Consider the following 17,260-nt stretch of genomic DNA (forward strand, 5'->3'; position numbering starts at 1 on the left):
GAAGTTTCAAAATAGTTATTTATCCAATGTGTGAGTTTCTGATTTTCAATGAAGATAGAAAGTCTCGATCTGCCCGATGAAGTAAAACAGTTTTATCTTGACTCTGGGATTCTCGAACTTTATCCCCCTCAGGCTGAAGCTGTGGAAAAAGGGCTGCTTGAAGGAAGAAACCTGCTTGCTGCGATCCCTACAGCTTCAGGGAAGACTCTCCTTGCAGAGCTTGCAATGTTGAAATCCATTCTTAATGGAGGAAAGGCTCTCTACATTGTGCCTCTTAGAGCTCTGGCTTCCGAGAAATTCAAAAGGTTTCGGGAATTTTCGAAACTTGGAATCAGAGTAGGGATCTCTACAGGGGACTATGACCTGCGGGATGAAGGGCTCGGGGTAAATGACATTATAGTTGCGACCTCTGAGAAAACCGATTCATTGCTCAGGAATGAGACTGTCTGGATGCAAGAAATTTCCGTGGTCGTAGCCGATGAAGTACATCTCATCGATTCTCCGGATAGGGGTCCCACGCTTGAGATCACCCTTGCAAAACTTCGGAAAATGAACCCTTCCTGTCAAATCCTAGCGCTATCTGCAACTATCGGAAATGCTGACGAACTTGCAGCCTGGCTGGAAGCCGGGCTTGTATTAAGCGAATGGAGACCTACCGAACTTCGGGAAGGGGTATTCTTTAACGGGACTTTTTATTGCAAAGATAGGGAAAAGTCTATTGAACAGTCTACAAAAGACGAAGCCGTTAATCTTGTGCTGGATACTCTCAGAGAAGATGGGCAGTGTCTCGTTTTCGAAAACAGCAGAAAAAACTGCATGGCTTTCGCAAAAAAGGCGTCTTCAGCTGTTAAAAAAATCCTCTCTGCAGAAGACAAGGAAGCTCTAGCAGAAATTGCAGACGAAGTTCTGGAAAACAGTGAAACCGATACCTCGGCAGCTCTTGCAGCCTGTATCCGCTCAGGCACGGCTTTTCACCATGCGGGGCTTACCACTCCTTTAAGGGAACTTGTTGAGGATGGCTTCAGGGCTGGAAAGATAAAACTGATTTCAAGTACTCCTACTCTAGCAGCTGGGCTCAACCTGCCTGCACGGCGTGTAGTTATCCGGAGTTACCGACGCTATTCTTCTGAAGACGGAATGCAGCCTATTCCTGTAATTGAGTACAAACAGATGGCAGGCAGGGCAGGCAGGCCGAGGCTTGACCCCTATGGAGAAGCCGTGCTTGTTGCAAAATCATATGAGGAATTTGTTTTCCTCTTTAGGAACTATATCGAAGCCGATGCCGAAGATATCTGGTCCAAGTTGGGGACCGAAAATGCCCTTAGGACACATGTACTCTCCACAATTTCCAATGGTTTTGCGCGGACAAAAGAAGAGCTCATGGAATTTCTGGAGGCGACCTTTTTCGCTTTCCAGTACTCGAATTTCGGGCTTTCTACGGTTGTGGATGAATGCCTGAACTTTTTGCGCCAGGAAGAGATGCTTGAGAAAACCGACACCCTTATTTCTACAAGTTTCGGGAAACTTGTCTCAAAGCTCTATATTGACCCTCTCTCAGCTGCCCGAATTGTAAAGGGGCTTAAAGAAGCAAAGATCCTTACCGAGCTTACCCTGCTTCATCTAGTGTGCAGCACGCCTGATATGCGCCTGCTTTATATGCGGAACCAAGACTATCAGGACATCAATGATTATGTAATTGCTCATGCAGATGAGTTCGTAAGAGTGCCCAGCCCCTTTAATTATACAGAATATGAGTGGTTCCTGGGAGAAGTCAAGACTTCCCTTCTTCTGGTTGACTGGATACATGAAAAATCCGAAAATGAAATCTGTTTAAAGTTTGGCATAGGGGAAGGAGACATCCATGCAATTGCAGATATTGCAGAATGGTTAATGCATGTCACTGCCCAGCTTGCAAGGCTCCTTGAGCTCAAAGGGGCAAAAGAGGCTGCAGAACTGGAGAAAAGAATCCACTATGGAGCATCTCCCGAACTTATGGATCTGCTTGATATAAGAGGCATAGGACGCATGAGGGCAAGGAAACTTTACGAGTCAGGTTTCAGGTCTTCAGCAGAGCTTGCTGGGGCTGACCCTGTGAAAGTGGCTGCACTTTTAGGACCGAAAATTGCAGACAGGATTTTTAAGCAGATCGGCAGAAGAGAGGTGCTCCCCGAAATTGCTGAGCCCACACTTCCTGAGAAAAGTCCTTCTTCGGGACAAAAAACGATCAACGATTATTGATTCTATCTGTTCCATTCTTTTTATCTTCTGCCATTTCACGTCTATTATAATTTTTTCTACTGATGGACTCAGTAAGGGATGTAAGGGATAAAATATTAAATGAGAGCAGGGATTTAATGGGATTGGAGTATCAAGTTAACAATTTATCCCATTAACCAGTTATTCAATTATCAGGTTAACCGGCTCTCTGGTTGTCTGAGGATCAGATTATCTATTATCTATTCTCAGATTAATTGATTATCTGATTCTCAGATTAACTGATTATCTGATTCTCAGATTAACCTATTATTGATTTATATCAAACTTGCCAGTCTATATAAAATTCCCAGATTCCAGGCTTATCAATCTGTCATATTCTTTCAGAGATGGTCATGATGTTATTAAAAAAATTGTCTGATGTTTCGAAAACTGAAATGCAGAAATTGCTCTCCCGGGGGTCCGGGCTTGAGGATGTAGAGAAAATGGTTTCAGCCGTGCTTCTGGATGTGCGCACTAAAGGAGATGCCGCGCTCAGGGAATATACGGCTAAATTCGACAAGGTCGAGCTTGAAAACTTTGAGGTGAGCGAAGAAGAATTTGAAAAGGCTCTTTCCAGCATAAGTCCCGAACTCCTGAATCACCTTAAGTCCGCAGCCGAAAATATAAGGGCTTTCCATGAGGCTCAGCTTCCGGAGACTACCTGGTTTATGGAGCTAAAACCAGGTATTGTGCTGGGTCAAAAGGCAACGCCGCTGGAAAGTGTGGGTGCGTATGCTCCTGGAGGGCGAGCCTCCTATCCTTCAACCGTCCTTATGACTGTAATCCCTGCCAGGGTTGCAGGCGTTGAACAGGTCATAGTTTGTACGCCACCTAGACAGGATGGCTCAATACACCCGCTTACGCTTACTGCTGCAAAGATTGCAGGAGCAGATAAAGTTTTCAAACTCGGCGGCGTACAGGCTATTGGGGCAATGGCTTATGGGACTGAAACGGTTCCGAAGGTGGATAAAATTGTAGGACCTGGAAATGTTTTTGTCACATCTGCCAAAATGCAGATAAGGGGTGTTGCAGAGATCGACTTCCCGGCAGGTCCAAGCGAGGTTCTCATTATTGCAGACGAGTCGGCAGATGCCGTTATGGTCGCATCGGATATTATAGCTCAGGCTGAACATGATCCAAGTGCGGTCTCGATACTTATCACATGTTCGGATACTCTGGCAGAAGGTGTAAAAAGAGAAGTGCTTGCTCAGGCTGAACAGGCTGCAAGAAGCAGTATTGTAAAGGCTTCTCTTGAAAATGCTGCAATTCTCACGGCTGATTCCCTGGAACAATGTATTGACTTCAGCAATAGGTTTGCTCCCGAACACCTTGAGATTATGGTTTCGGAGCCGGATTTCGTGCTTGACAAAATTAAAAATGCAGGATCAATTTTTATAGGAAACTATGCTCCGGTTCCTGTAGGGGATTATGCCTCAGGGACAAATCACGTGCTCCCCACCTCTGGATACGCAAAACTTTACTCAGGTCTGAATATTAATCACTTCATTAAGTACTCGAGTATTCAGAAGATCAGCAAGAGTGGGCTTGAAAGTCTGAAAGAAACTATAATCGCATTAGCCGAGGAAGAGGGTCTACAGGCACATGCTGATGCTATTAGAACTCGCTTTGGGTACAAACCTTGTAAATAATATTTCTGCTAATCGATATGTATATAAAATGTAAATGCGTAAACAAAATTTGACTTTTAAATAAATGAAAAATTAATTCTCAAATAAAGAGTGGGGGATGCATATGAAAATCAGAGTAGTTAGTTCACGGGAGGAAATTCCTACCCTAAATCCGAACGAGAAGGTTATCCATCTTGCTTTTAGACCATCTAACAAAGATGTATTTATGCTTGCAGAGACATGTCCAAAAATTGAAGCGATACAGCTTCCTAAATCCTACAGAAGGACTGTTTCCAAGTCAATTGAGATGTTCCTGGAGATGCAAAAGATAAATCTTCTGGAAGGAGATGTTTGGGGGCACAGAAAAGACATAAATGAATATTATAATGTCTCTCAGAATGTTCTGGAGAGAATTCAGGAATTAAAAGCCGAACGCTTCTCCAATGAGGCTATTGCCGAAAAGCTCTCAAGGGAAAGCAAACTGAACTCAGACATGATTCTTTATATCCTGAGCAAGAAAGTTGTGGATTAATCAGTCAATTCTTCAGGCATCTCCCGGACATACCTGAGTATAAGCCTTATTTCAGGCGATGTCTACGGGGAATGACGGCGAACAGGGATAAACAGACAAATAGAACAGAATAAATGGATATCTCTTCAAACAGGGAAAATCGAAATAGTATCTTTAAAGGAATCCTGGAAGTTTTCCAAAAGCTTTTCCCTAAAATACAAATCCTTATTTTCAGGATGGAACTCCATCCTGGAACTTCCATCTAATGTATACTTTTCTTAAGCTTCTTGGGTTTTACATTTCTATTTTATATTTCTCGTATCTTTTTATTCTTCAGGTCATTCTATTCTTTCTCGCAGTATACTTCTATCTATTTTTTCTCTGAACACACTTCTACTCGATCAATATACTTCTACCCGATCAGCAAACATCTACCCACAACTCACTTCTACTCGATCAACACACTTTTACCCGAGCATACACTATAAAATTTCCTGCAAAACTTTCTTTTTATATTTATTAAGAAAAATCTAATTAATTTAAAAATTTTTAAAAAGTATTATTCCAGTTTTTTCTTGGTTATTTTATTTCTGCTATTTCATATGCCTTTTTTTTACCTTTTTTTCAGGTATCTAAAATTACAGGGGATAAAACTGGCAGGTATACTAGTAAATTATTTAAATAAAGTCGTGTAACTTACTTTATTAATTGTTTAATTAATTTTTGGGTCGGGGGATCTTATGAAAATAAGAGTTGTTAGTACAAGAAATGAAATTCTATCACTGAATCCTAATGAGAAAGTTGTTCACCTTGCATTCAGGCCATCAAATAAAGATGTTTTTCTGCTTGTCGAAACCTGTCCAAAACTGGAGGTGATCCAGCTTCCAAAATCATATAGAAGGACAGTCTCGAGAGCTATAGAGATGTTTTTGGAAATACAAAAAGTTGAACTCCTTGAAGGGGATGTATGGGGGCACAGGAAAGATATTAACGAGTACTTTATTATTCCTTCTTCCGTAATTTCAAAAATAAGAAGCATGAAGGCTCAAGGCACTCCCGCTGAAAGGATTGTCGAGAAGATAGCACAGGAGAGCAAGCTTGATCCTAAAATGGTTTCTTACATAATGAGCAGGAAGGATTTAGAATAAATTAGAGTAGAACTGCCCGAGTCCTCTCTTAGAGGGCGTCCGAATTGTGATCTAAGACTATGCAACACGAATTCCTTCTCGCCAGAATCCCGTTTCGCCCTAATCCCGTCTCGGAAGGACAGCCCGAATTGCGCCTCAGGAGGATAGTCCTGACTTCGAAATTTGAGGATGCTTTAAAGGCATCCCCAAAATTCTGAATTGATTTTTACTCTTTTTTCAGGGTTCAGGAGAGTTCTTTGTTGAAGTATTTATCATAGGATGTCATGTCGAAATGTCCGTGCCCGCTGAGGTTGAAGAGGATTGTTTTTTCTTCCCCGGTTTTTCTGCATTTGAGGGCTTCATCGATTGCACATCGGATAGCATGAGAGGACTCCGGGGCAGGGACTATGCCTTCAGTCCGTGCGAACTGCACACCGGCATCAAATACTGGGTACTGATCGTATGAAACGGCTTCAATAAGCCTTTCAGCGTAGAGTTTACTTATGATTGGGGAGTCCCCATGATAGCGTAGACCGCCTGCATGGATGGCAGGAGGCACATGCTTGTGTCCCAGGGTATACATTTTCAGAAGCGGAGTCATCTCTGCTGTGTCTCCGTAGTCGTACCTGTACTCACCTTTGGTCAGGGTAGGACATGCCGAAGGTTCGACTGCGATTACTCTTGCATTGCCCTTTCCTTCAAGCCTGTCTTTAATAAATTCAAGGGAAATTCCAGCAAGGTTACTTCCTCCTCCGCAGCAGCCTATGACTATATCAGGATAGGTCTCAACTTTCTCAAGCTGCTTTTTGCATTCAGACCCGATTATTGTCTGGTGAAGTATAACATGGTTAAGCACGCTTCCAAGAGAGTATTTGGTGTTATCGTGCGCGATTGCGTCTTCTACGGCTTCACTGATCGCGATTCCCAGGCTCCCCGGGGTATCTGGCTGCTCTTCAAGAATTTTTCTCCCAAATTCCGTATCCGGGCTGGGTGAGGGCACAACATTACCTCCCCACACTGTCATCATGGATTTCCTATAGGGCTTCTGGTAATAGCTGGAACGGACCATATACACTTTGCACTCGAGCTCAAAGTAATTGCAGGCAAGAGCTAATGCACTTCCCCACTGCCCTGCCCCGGTCTCGGTTGTCATTCTCTCAGTTCCTTCTTTCATGTTATAGTAGGCCTGGGCAATTGAGGTATTTGTTTTGTGGCTGCCGGCAGGACTCACCCCTTCATATTTATAGTATATTTTTGCAGGAGTTTTTAGAGCTTTTTCCAGCCTGTGAGCCCTGTAAAGAGGGCTGGGTCTCCAGAGTTTGTAGATCTCGTGAACCTCCTTAGGGATGTCGATAAACCTTTCATCGCTCATTTCCTGCTTGATAAGGGCTTTTGCAAAGATCAGCTCAAGAGCTTCTGGACTTACAGGCTCCCAGGTTCTGGGATCAAGAGGTGGCTCAATAGGAGAAGATAAATCTGAAAGGACATTATACCATTGTCTGGGCATCTCATTCTCGTCAAGGGTTATCTTGGTCTGTTCCATAGGTTTACTCCCTCATTCTTTTATGCACAAAATTGTGCTTTGATGTATTTAAGTGTTACTTAATTTACATTTGAGGTATCCATATTCCATCTATGTACTTTAGTGAAAAATCAGAAAGTCCGGAGGGGAACTGTCTCTCAAATCCATGAAGCAAAAAGAAAAACAGTTCAGTGGAGAAACTGGGGAAAAATAAAGCGACTAAAAACAGAAATTGGAAAAAAAATGGACAGAACCAGAGCCTGACTTTAAGAAACTCCACTCAATTCCGGGAGTCCTATTGGATTCTGGAACGATCGTACAGATACATGAAGTACCCGGTTTTAGCGGGATGTACCCGGTTTTAACGGGATTTTTGCCGTATCCTTTCAGCAAGCTTCACAGCAAGTTCTGCCACTTCAGTTGCACCTGTACCGAGCAGGCGTATCATTGGTTCTTTTCCTGGGCCGCCTTTATCATAGATGACTTTCGGCACACCGCCATATTTTTTGATTGCTTCAGCTGTGCCCCAGTCCATAGTTCGGGTGTTTTTCGGTTCTTCAGCCCTGTCAAATGAGGAAATTCCAAGCTTCATTTCTCTGCAGGCTTCAAGGGCTTCTTCTGAATATTTTATATTGATTGCTGCCCTTATTTGAGAATTATAGCGAAGGGAAGCAAGGATAATTCTTGCTACATGTCTGCTGGCTCCGAAATCCACACAGCCTACCGCAACTGCCCGCCCGCGACATCTCACGATTCGACCTTCAACTGCTGCAACATCCTCGTAACTGTCAGCTTCTGGAATAGCCATTCCTATATTACAGCCTACCTCAGGAATAAGATCTGGAAAATTAGGATTGCTTTCAAGGATTAAAACAGCTTCTTTTAGCTCCCTTAAAACCAAATAGCGCTCTTTTTCTTCAAGGATCGCACCAAGCTGGTTTACAGGGTGGACTCCCTTTCCTGCAGGAAGGCTCCTAAGGATTGCCTGCTCAACAAACTTCTTTGCTTTCCTTGCAGCTCCTTCAAGACTCTCTCCTGAGGCTAAAAAGGCTGTCAATGAGGCAGAATAGGTGCATCCTGAACCGTGTGTTCCCCCTTTAACGAAAGTGCCCGGAACGAGAGTAAAAGTCTCAGAGGCAGCCTCATAAATCAAGTCCGTGGCATCCAGGTGCCCTCCAGTGATAATGACAGCTTCGGCACCCAGGTCCGCGATTTTTCTGGCTGCGATCTTTGCATCTTCAGGGGTTTTGACTTCCATGCCGGCAAGTGCGCCTGCTTCTGACGCATTGGGTGTTGTAACCTTGCAGGTGGGCAGCAGATCCTCAATAAGGACAGAGAGAGCTTCTTTTCGCAGCAAGTCGCCTCCTGCTTCCGCAGCCATAACAGGATCCAGCACAAGGAAAAGTTTCTGTTTCCTTACTTCTTTTGCAACCTCTCTTATGATTTCCGATGAGGAAAGCATGCCAGTTTTTGCCCATTTGACTTCCATATCGGAACAGACAGCCTCTATCTGGCTGGCTATGGTTTCAGGAGCGAGATCAAATGTTTCTAGGACGCCTGTAGTATTCTGGGCAGTAACCGACGTGATGGCGCAGGTTCCGTGCACTCCAAGGGCGGCAAAGGTTTTCAAATCCGCAGCAATCCCGGCTCCTCCTCCGGAGTCCGAGCCTGCAATAGTCATAACAATGGGAGTTCTTATTTTAGAGGGTTTTTCTGTCATGTATTTCTCACTTTTATTCTCATATTCCCAAGCTTTTCTCTGGCAATGAGGTTAATCAATTTAACATTGTGCACTCAAAGAAAATTTTGTCAGGTTTTGATGGAATTGTTGTAAAAATCTTCTCAGTATACTTGAACAGCCATTCATTTCTCCCTGAAGGTATTCTTTATGAGAATATCTTCTCATATCATGATATTTTTGAGGAGAATCTCTCAGTGAGAGTATTTTTGAAGAATGCCTCACTCAGATAAGGGTGTTTTTTTATATGAAAACTTAAAAAATGATATATTGCTTCGATACATTTATATATTGTATTTGCGACTTTGATGCAAATAATCAAATTTAAGCGTAACGACCAGTTTAAAATCGGAATTAACTATTTATACTGATATGGATAATGACTTAATTTATAATGTTTTAAGGGGATTGTAAGGATGGCAAACCGACCTCTGGATATTTTGAACAACGCACTGGATACACCTGTAATCGTTAGATTGAAAGGCGCACGCGAGTTTAGAGGCGAGCTGAAAGGATACGATATTCACATGAACCTTGTGCTTGACAATGCTGAAGAGCTTAGAGAAGGAGAAGTTGTAAGCAAGTTCAGCAGTGTCGTTATTCGCGGTGACAACGTGGTATACGTATCTCCGTAATCTATATCAAGCACTTCACCTATTATCGTTCAAACCTCGGTGAGCAACAGGGCTATATTGTAGCTGGCCGCAGGAAGTAAATCCAGAAAAACAGAACCGCTTGAGATTATAGAATATTTTAGATTATAGAATACTGTTTAGATTATAGAATATTTCTCTAATAATTGATTTTTTAGCAGGAGATTTATAAATGAGTAAAGGTACAGCATCAATGGGAAAAAGGCAGAAACGCACGCACGTCAAATGCAGACGCTGCGGCAGTGTTTCTTTAAACGTGCATACAAAACAGTGTACTTCATGCGGCTTTGGAAAAACATCTCGCATGAGATCTTACAAGTGGCAGGCAAAGTGTAAGTATTGAAACCTGTCTGTTCCACTTTACCTATTTTTTACCTGCACCGGAGGTCAAAATTGAAAGAAGAATGCGGTGTTGCAGGCTTAATTCTACCAGAAGACAGGTCTCTATCCAATACCGTTGCATTCAAATTGTATTACGCCCTGTATGCTCTCCAGCATAGAGGACAGGAATCCACCGGAATAATGGTATATGACGGTACAGCCCCTCATTCCATCAAAGGCATGGGTCTTGTTCCTGATGTGTATAGCAAAGAATCTTTGGGACGTTTAATCGGGAACGTAGGAGTAGGGCACGTCCGCTACTCAACATCCGGAGGATCAAAAATCGAAAACTGTCAGCCCTTTATTCTGAACTTCAAAGGCGGAACAGTTGCAATATCCCATAATGGGAATCTGGTTAATGCCAAAGCCCTCAAGGACGAGCTGGAGTGCGAAGGTCGTATCTTTATCAGCGATTCCGATACTGAGGTTATTGGTCATCTTCTCGTAAAGGAGCTGATAAGGCACAAGCCTGTAGAATCAATCCGTAACGTCATGCGCAAACTTGTAGGCTCTTATTCCCTGGTAATCCATATCAATGGGATTCTCTATGCTGTGCGGGATCCTTTCGGATTCAAGCCGCTCTGTTTCGGAGAAGTCGATGGTGGATATGGAGTTTTCTCTGAAAGTGTAGCCATTGATACTCTCAATGGTACGCTTATCAGAGATGTGCATCCAGGCGAGGTGATAGTCTTTACTGGTGACGGCTTTGAGAGCCACCAGATAGGATGTGAGCCTCATCCTGCGCATTGCGTGTTTGAGTTTATTTACTTTGCAAGGCCCGATTCCGTGATTGACGGCAAACTTGTCTATAAAGTTCGGGAAAATATTGGGCGCGAACTTGCCAGAGAACATCCGGTAGACGCTGATATTGTTTCTCCAGTTCCGGACTCTGGGATTACATCGGCAATCGGCTATGCCAGGGAATCAGGTACCAAATACCTTGAATGCCTGATGAAAAACCGTTACATTGGACGCACGTTTATCCTGCCTGGTCAGGAATTGCGTGAAACCGCAGTCCGGCTAAAAATGAACGCTATCCACGATAACATTAAAGGCAAACGTGTGGTTCTGGTTGACGATAGCATTGTCCGGGGTACAACCTCAAGGCGGATTATAGATATGGTCCGCAGATCAGGAGCATCAGAAGTTCATGCGCGGGTAGGAAGTCCTGCAATTATTGCTCCCTGCTACCTGGGTATAGATATGGCTACCAGACAGGAACTTATCGCATCATATAAGACTATAAAAGAGGTCGAAAGTCTAATTAATGCAGATTCTCTTGGATATCTGAGTATTGACGGGCTCATGCGTGCTCTGGAATGCGATAAGAACGACATGTGCATTGGCTGCCTCACGGGTGAGTACCCAGTAGAAATCCCTGGAGAAAATTGCAGAAGGAAGCAAATGCGTCTGGATGATTTCAATAATATGGAAGATTCAAGAATAGCTTCAAGCAATTCGTAAGAATCTTCTACTCTTTTTGATTACTGCTTGTTCTTTAAGGCATTAAGCCCTTAGAAGCGTAATATTTACAGTTCTGGTTCTTGGTCCGTCCATTTCGGCAAAGAAAATTCTCTGCCAGGTGCCCAGCTTAAGCTTTCCTTCTGAAATAGGCAGAGACTCGCTTGCACCAAGCAGTACTGCCCTGAGATGGGAATCGGCATTGTTATCTATACGATCGTGCTTGTATCCTGCGCAAGGAGGCACCAGCTTATTTAGGAGATCCAGGATATCTTCTTTTAGCCCAGTTTCATTTTCGTTTACTATTATGCCTGCGGTAGTGTGCTGTGTACTGATAAGGCAGATGCCTTCAGGTATTTCGCTTTTTCTTACTTCTTCCTGAACTTCTGAAGTGATATCTACAAGCTCAACACGTTTGGAAGTCTTGATTTTGAGTTGCAAGGTTATCCCTCTAAAGCTCTCAGGTTTTATTCTCAGGCTTTTCTCCTTTGTTTAGTAGTATATACAGGCTTCTTCATCCTGTGTGTGATAAATAGTTATTTAAAGAAGATAAAAATGTCACAAACTAATTATGAATATTAGATATTAGTCCTCAAATAATTTTAAAGAGGGGACCAAGACTCGTCTTCCTGAAAAAGTTCGGAAAATAGCATTGAGCAGTCCGGGATTTCTTCAATATTTAGCATAATCAAATTGATGTAATAAGGTCCTCCACGTTTAATGTCTACATGAGAAGGATCAACGAATTCCCAGGTATCTACAGGATTATTGAGGTAAACAGTCTCAAGCTCAGGGTTGTTCGAATACTTTCTGGAAGGGAAGCCTATTGCATGGATTCTGGAGTCTAAAAGGGATTCTGTTTCCATATCCAGGACAAATGCAAAAAAGTAGTATTCCCCGTGAGGAAGATCAAGCATGAACTTGATGTCCGTACGAAGTTGGGATAATAGAAGGTTCTGCATACCTTTCCTGTATACCATAAGAAGCAGTGCCCTGTCTTTAAAAAGGAGTTCCTGAACCGTATCCGGCAGGAAGAGATCCCCGAAGACCAGCTCAAATTGCTCATAATTCGGAGCCTTAAAATCATTTCTTATGAACAGCAGACCATCCTGGCTCAAAAGTGAATAACCAAGATTACCTTCGTAATCGATTATAGGATAATTTCCTCTAGAGACTTCTCCCCAGAACCTGTTAAGAGCCTCATTATCCATTCTGGACAACAGGCGTACACATGTTCCCACAGCAATATCTTTCAGAGTCTAAACCCCCTCAAATGCAATAGCAGCTTTACATCAAAGAAACACAGGCAAGAAATCTTTTAGCAAAGCTGCAATACAGGTCATATTCCGGATTCAAATGACCTGTCATTTTATGCAAATTCACAGACCATTATTCCGGATTCACAGGTTACTTTACTCAAATTGCACGTTATTATTATCTAAAGTTTAGATACAAAGGATATTATATAAATGATAACCTGCGAAAAAAGAATATGAAACTCCAAATCTGATACTTTTTATCTCAAAAAATAAAAAATCTAAGGCTGAAATAACATACAGCTGAAAAAAGTTAAATACAGATGTCTGGTTGATAAATTTTCCAGAAGAATAATAGATTTTGCAGGAATTACTTACCAGCTCAGCGTATTGATCGAATGTCCGTGGGAAATATCACCAGGATCTCAGAATAATGAATTAATGTTCAGATTTTACCGAAAGTTTATATTTCCTCATTTCAAGGGGTGTAATCGCCTCCTGTTTACTCTGAAGATCCACAAGTGTCTCTTCTACCTTAGCCCAGATTTTCCTTATCTGGTTTGCAAACTCACTTACATTTGCGTACTCATTTGCATACTCATTATTTTTAGTATATTCAATTATGGTTTGCTTATGAAGCATAGCCTTTGTTGCAATGTCATTATATGGAAGCCTGCCAAGCACTTGAATGCCAGTCTTGGTACAGAATTCTTCGATCAGGCGGGTATTCTCTTCATTTATATCGTATTTATTAATGCAGACAAAAGCCGGGATCGTGAAATGTGCAACAAGTTCAAGGACTCTTTTCATATCATGGATTCCGGAAACTGTTGGTTCGACTATCACCATAACTAGGTCTGTCCCTGTAATAGCTGCAATAGCTGAGCAGCCTGTTCCGGGAGGTCCATCAATAATAATCAAATTCTTATGGTACTTCTCCGCAAGTTTCTTTGCGTTGCTTCGAACTACACTTACAAGTTTTCCGCTTGTCTCTTCCCCTATATCGAGCCTTGCGTGAGCCATTGGTCCAAGACAGGTTTCGGAATAAAAAGCCTGACCTGAGATTCTCTTTTCCATGGAAATTGCTCTTTCAGGACAAACAATACTGCAGACCGCGCAGCCTTCACATCTGTAATGGTCGATTCCAAAGTCTTTATTTATAGCCCCATACCTGCAAGATTCTCTGCATACTCCGCATTTAGTACAGAGTTCCGGATTAATCATAGAAACCTCAAGACCGCAGTAGTCTTCTTTTTCAAGAATCCTGGGCTCCAGAATAAGATGCATATCAGCTGCATCCACATCGCAATCAGCAATAACGGCACTTCCTGCAAGTGAGGCAAAGGCTGCCGTAAGGGTTGTCTTTCCAGTCCCCCCCTTTCCGCTTATCACAGTGAGCTGTATCATATTCCTGCTTCCTCCTTACCTGCAAGCTGGAGTTTTATTGCCTCGAACACGCTAAGAAACCTCTCATTCCATTCAGGCATTTCTCGAACAAAAGGAATGCCTTTAGAATAGAGCTCTGCAATCTTTCGATCATTTGGGATCTTGAGGAGAACAGGAATTCCTTCGGCTTTGCAGTATTCCTCAACCCTTGAGTCTCCTAATCCATAGCGGTTAATGATAACTCCAAAGGGAACTTTAATTGCTCTTACAACATCTACTGCAAGCCTGAGGTCATAGAAACCGAATGGGGTTGATTCCGTCACAAGCACACAGTAATTCATGCCTTCAATAGAGGTGACTACTGGACAGGCAGTTCCAGGCGGCGCATCAAGAATTGCAATCTTCCGGTCATCAATATGTTTCTTGAGTGCTTTGATGACAGCCGATGTCATTGTTTCCCCGATATTCAAAAGCCCCCTGTAAAACTCCGGAGAACTCTCTCCTTTTGCCTTTTCGATCACCCCAAGTGATCTCTGGGATTCCTGGATTGCTTTTTCCGGACAGAGGATAGTACATCCCCCACATCCGTGGCAGAGGGAAGGGAAAAACAGAACTCTGTCAGGTAGTGCAGCAAGGGCGTTATAACGGCAAAAGTCCGAACACTGCCAGCAGATGCTACATCTTTCCTGATTGATTACAGGCACCGAGCAGACGACATCTTCCACTTTCTCAAGCTCAAAGCCAAGGAAAAGATTACAGTTAGGCTCTTCAACATCACAGTCAAAAAGCTGTACATCTGAAAGAGCGAGGGCAAGATTTAAGGAAACCGTGGTCTTTCCTGTTCCTCCTTTTCCGCTTGCAATTACAATTTTCATATTCGATCTCCGTGTTATTCCATAGGAGCTGTGATTTCTTCAAGATCCTGGAATCTGTCAAGGACATCTCTTACAGTGGCTGCCCCTTCAGGGATTCTCAGTATTTTTATAAAATTATCCCGGAGCATATAGAAGGGGACTTTTGCAACTGTTTTTACCGCAATGGCGTTTGCCTTTTCCCTGATAACTAAGTCTACAGCTTTCACACCTCTTTTCTTCTCGGAATTGGAAAACAGGTTTTCAAGGATTTGCCAATCTCCTACCCTACCTTCTTCAAGCTCTACAAAGAGAAAATAAGGGGATTTTCCGATATGTTCCGAAAGCTCTGCTTGAAAACCGTTCCTATCAAGAACTGGAAGGGCTAGCTTTAAGTTCTTCCTGCGTACGGGCTTTAAATTGACAACAATATGCTCCAGGTTTTCCACTTCTTTTTTAACAGCCGTTTTAATATCTTCTGATAGCAATTCCACCCTTTTCAGGTCGGTCTCGCCCTCTATTTCGACAGTGGCTTCCCCGAAAACCACAAGCCCGGATTTTCGGAGTTTCAGGTCTTCGAGCTCTATCAAGCCAGGGATATTGTATATATTTTTTTTAATCCTCTCACTTTTCTCTTCATCAAGCCAGGCATCCATCAACGTGAGCACTGCATCCCTTGCACTTTCGATCCCCATTTTGAAGATCAAAAGAGAAATTAAAATAACGCCCAGGTTGTTAAGTTCCGAGAACCCCAGTATGGAGCCAAGAACTGCCACAACCACAACCATCGATGAAAAGACATCCGTATAAGAGTGTCTTGCATCAGTTATCAGAGCCTGGGAATTAATCTTGGTCCCTACATTTCGTTTATATACTGAAAGCCCATAGATTACAAGCACGGAAAAAACAGCTGTTGCAAGAGCAAGCCCCTGGAACTCAAGTTTGGAAGCAGTACTCACGCCTGTAAAGCCCTCTTTTAGCAACTCAAAACCGGAAAACAGGATCAACAGAGAAACAAAGAGAGCTACAATATTTTCTGCTTTATAATAACCGTAAGGGAAATGCTTCCCGCTGCTTTTAAGGCTTATTTTGAGTCCAATCAAGACTGCCAGCGAAGCGAAAATATCCAGTCCCGTATGGACTGCGTCCGCAAGCAAAACCATGCTTCCGGAATAAATACCTACAGCCCCTTTAAGAAAAGCGAGGAGTGCAAGCGCTAGAGTCGAGTTTCTTGAGGCTTTTACCCCGAGTTTTAAGTTATCCTGTGAATTCATTTGAAGACCGCTTAAACATGTGTTATCGCTTTATTCCATAATTTAAAATACAGAGGCTATAGAAATCAAAATATCTCTGGCACTGGGAGTAAAACTCACGATTTCAGTGCTGGTGATGCTCCTCATTCCCGTGCTCGGAACAGGAATTCTCAGCAGTTGCGTTCTGGAGCTTTCCTGCTTTCCAGGCTTCAAACGTCTCCCTGACTGTGCCTCCAGCTCCTACAAAAACCTTAATTCCATATGACTCGAACATACGAACAGCCTTGAACCCTAGCCCGCCACAAAGCATGACGTCCACTCCATTTTGATTAAGGTATTCAGGAGGGAGCCCGACACCTCCCATGTGCTCACTGGTATTGGGAATTACCATGACCTGATCAGTCTCAGTGTCAATTATGGTGTAAGTGGGAGCTTTTCCAAAATGCTGTTCAACAATTCCCTCCAGACCATTTTCATCTCTTGTAGGAATACTTACTCTCATAGAATCACCTGCATTTTTTATCACCCTTATTAATCAGTAGCTTTATTGTTGCACTGATCTTTTTTCTCGTAAGATCATAATTATATAAATTTTTAGAAAGAAAAAAATATACCGTTTTTCATACATGGAGGAATGTGTCTAATATCACAGATTCTGTTCTTAATCATGGATTCTATTTTACTTAGCTAGCAAGTTTTGTCTTACATGCCTCTGCCCATCCCCCTTCCCATACCACCTCCTTTCATTCCCCTTCCCTTACCATTTCCCTTTCTCATACCAAAACCAGGAGTGCTATTGGGACTGCGGATTGGCTGCAGTTCTCCAGCTTCATACTGGCTAATAGCCTCCCTAACTGTACCCTTTGCTCCAACCAGAACATCGATACCAAGCTCTCCAAAAATAGAAAAAGCATTGGGACCTAAACCGCCTGTTAAGAGTACAGCGACCCCCGCATTTGCAATAATTTCGGCTGCTTTAATACCAGCACCGCCAGAAGCTGCTGCACTCGCGTTTGATATGGATTTTACAGATCTGGTCTCAGTGTCATAAATTATAAAATGGCTGCATCTCCCAAACCTTGGGTCCACTTCGGAGTCGAGCCCTTCACTGGTGGCTGTTATACAAATTTTCATTCTATTAACCCCGTATTTTTTTCTTTGTGACTGATTATACCCGAAAGTTCTGAAACCTTATTTTCTCACATATGAGTGAAAGTATTTATATGTTACTATTTGA

General features: G+C 42.7%; 17 protein-coding genes. 8 read left to right on the forward strand and 9 right to left on the reverse strand.

The annotated features are described in order from the left end of the window. The first annotated feature begins 48 nt into the window (after positions 1–48). From MSTHT_RS05760 to MSTHT_RS14470, 5 genes are all read left to right on the forward strand, one after another. A complete protein-coding gene (locus MSTHT_RS05760; RefSeq protein ID WP_048166958.1) occupies positions 49–2,238 on the forward strand; it encodes an ATP-dependent DNA helicase in 2,190 nt (729 codons plus the stop codon). A gap of 365 nt (positions 2,239–2,603) precedes the next feature. Beyond that, positions 2,604–3,905 carry a histidinol dehydrogenase gene (hisD, locus tag MSTHT_RS05765; RefSeq protein ID WP_048166959.1) on the forward strand — a complete coding sequence of 434 codons (1,302 nt, stop codon included), beginning with the start codon at positions 2,604–2,606 and terminating at the stop codon, positions 3,903–3,905. 103 nt (positions 3,906–4,008) lie between these two features. Next, entirely contained in the window at positions 4,009–4,416 is a 408-nt protein-coding gene (locus MSTHT_RS05770) for a DUF1699 family protein (RefSeq protein ID WP_048166960.1), read from the forward strand. Between the two features lie 719 nt (positions 4,417–5,135). Beyond that, positions 5,136–5,543: a DUF1699 family protein gene (locus MSTHT_RS05775; RefSeq protein ID WP_048166961.1), complete on the forward strand. Its 408-nt coding sequence runs from the start codon at positions 5,136–5,138 to the stop codon at positions 5,541–5,543. 59 nt (positions 5,544–5,602) lie between these two features. Next, complete coding sequence (locus MSTHT_RS14470) at positions 5,603–5,740, forward strand: hypothetical protein (protein WP_156149726.1); 138 nt, start codon at positions 5,603–5,605, stop codon at positions 5,738–5,740. 26 nt (positions 5,741–5,766) lie between these two features. On the opposite strand, the gene MSTHT_RS05780 is transcribed toward MSTHT_RS14470, so the two are convergent. Both MSTHT_RS05780 and thiD read right to left on the reverse strand, forming a co-directional pair. Beyond that, positions 5,767–7,065, reverse strand: a complete 1,299-nt coding sequence (locus MSTHT_RS05780) for a TrpB-like pyridoxal phosphate-dependent enzyme (protein ID WP_048166962.1) — start codon at positions 7,063–7,065, stop codon at positions 5,767–5,769. A gap of 340 nt (positions 7,066–7,405) precedes the next feature. Further along, positions 7,406–8,764 carry a bifunctional hydroxymethylpyrimidine kinase/phosphomethylpyrimidine kinase gene (gene thiD / locus MSTHT_RS05785; protein WP_048166963.1) on the reverse strand — a complete coding sequence of 453 codons (1,359 nt, stop codon included), beginning with the start codon at positions 8,762–8,764 and terminating at the stop codon, positions 7,406–7,408. 434 nt (positions 8,765–9,198) lie between these two features. Between thiD and MSTHT_RS05795 the strand changes: the two genes are divergently transcribed. The 3 genes from MSTHT_RS05795 to purF all read left to right on the forward strand — a co-directional run bounded on the left by MSTHT_RS05795 (position 9,199) and on the right by purF (position 11,280). Beyond that, a complete protein-coding gene (locus MSTHT_RS05795; RefSeq protein ID WP_011032293.1) occupies positions 9,199–9,417 on the forward strand; it encodes an LSm family protein in 219 nt (72 codons plus the stop codon). 190 nt (positions 9,418–9,607) lie between these two features. After that, on the forward strand, positions 9,608–9,778 hold the full coding sequence (locus MSTHT_RS14025; RefSeq protein ID WP_082086781.1) for a 50S ribosomal protein L37e: 171 nt from the start codon (positions 9,608–9,610) through the stop codon (positions 9,776–9,778). Between the two features lie 50 nt (positions 9,779–9,828). Next, on the forward strand, positions 9,829–11,280 hold the full coding sequence (purF, locus tag MSTHT_RS05800) for an amidophosphoribosyltransferase (protein WP_048166965.1): 1,452 nt from the start codon (positions 9,829–9,831) through the stop codon (positions 11,278–11,280). A 42-nt stretch (positions 11,281–11,322) separates the two neighbouring features. Here purF and MSTHT_RS05805 read toward each other — a convergent pair whose 3' ends face one another. From MSTHT_RS05805 to MSTHT_RS05835, 7 genes are all read right to left on the reverse strand, one after another. Continuing rightward, positions 11,323–11,718, reverse strand: a complete 396-nt coding sequence (locus tag MSTHT_RS05805; RefSeq protein ID WP_048166966.1) for a secondary thiamine-phosphate synthase enzyme YjbQ — start codon at positions 11,716–11,718, stop codon at positions 11,323–11,325. 161 nt (positions 11,719–11,879) lie between these two features. Beyond that, complete coding sequence (locus tag MSTHT_RS05810; protein ID WP_231588214.1) at positions 11,880–12,518, reverse strand: hypothetical protein; 639 nt, start codon at positions 12,516–12,518, stop codon at positions 11,880–11,882. Positions 12,519–12,971: 453 nt separating this feature from the next. Further along, on the reverse strand, positions 12,972–13,940 hold the full coding sequence (locus MSTHT_RS05815) for a nucleotide-binding protein (protein ID WP_048166967.1): 969 nt from the start codon (positions 13,938–13,940) through the stop codon (positions 12,972–12,974). Next, entirely contained in the window at positions 13,937–14,794 is an 858-nt protein-coding gene (locus tag MSTHT_RS05820; protein ID WP_048166968.1) for an ATP-binding protein, read from the reverse strand. The genes MSTHT_RS05815 and MSTHT_RS05820 overlap by 4 nt, the downstream gene beginning before the upstream one ends. A gap of 14 nt (positions 14,795–14,808) precedes the next feature. Further along, entirely contained in the window at positions 14,809–16,044 is a 1,236-nt protein-coding gene (locus MSTHT_RS05825; protein ID WP_048166969.1) for a cation diffusion facilitator family transporter, read from the reverse strand. Positions 16,045–16,147: 103 nt separating this feature from the next. Further along, positions 16,148–16,525 carry a NifB/NifX family molybdenum-iron cluster-binding protein gene (locus tag MSTHT_RS05830; RefSeq protein ID WP_048166970.1) on the reverse strand — a complete coding sequence of 126 codons (378 nt, stop codon included), beginning with the start codon at positions 16,523–16,525 and terminating at the stop codon, positions 16,148–16,150. A gap of 200 nt (positions 16,526–16,725) precedes the next feature. Beyond that, positions 16,726–17,157 carry a NifB/NifX family molybdenum-iron cluster-binding protein gene (locus MSTHT_RS05835; protein WP_048166971.1) on the reverse strand — a complete coding sequence of 144 codons (432 nt, stop codon included), beginning with the start codon at positions 17,155–17,157 and terminating at the stop codon, positions 16,726–16,728. Positions 17,158–17,260 lie beyond the last annotated feature (103 nt).

Origin of the sequence: Methanosarcina thermophila TM-1, assembly GCF_000969885.1 — an archaeon.
Taxonomy (GTDB): domain Archaea; phylum Halobacteriota; class Methanosarcinia; order Methanosarcinales; family Methanosarcinaceae; genus Methanosarcina; species Methanosarcina thermophila.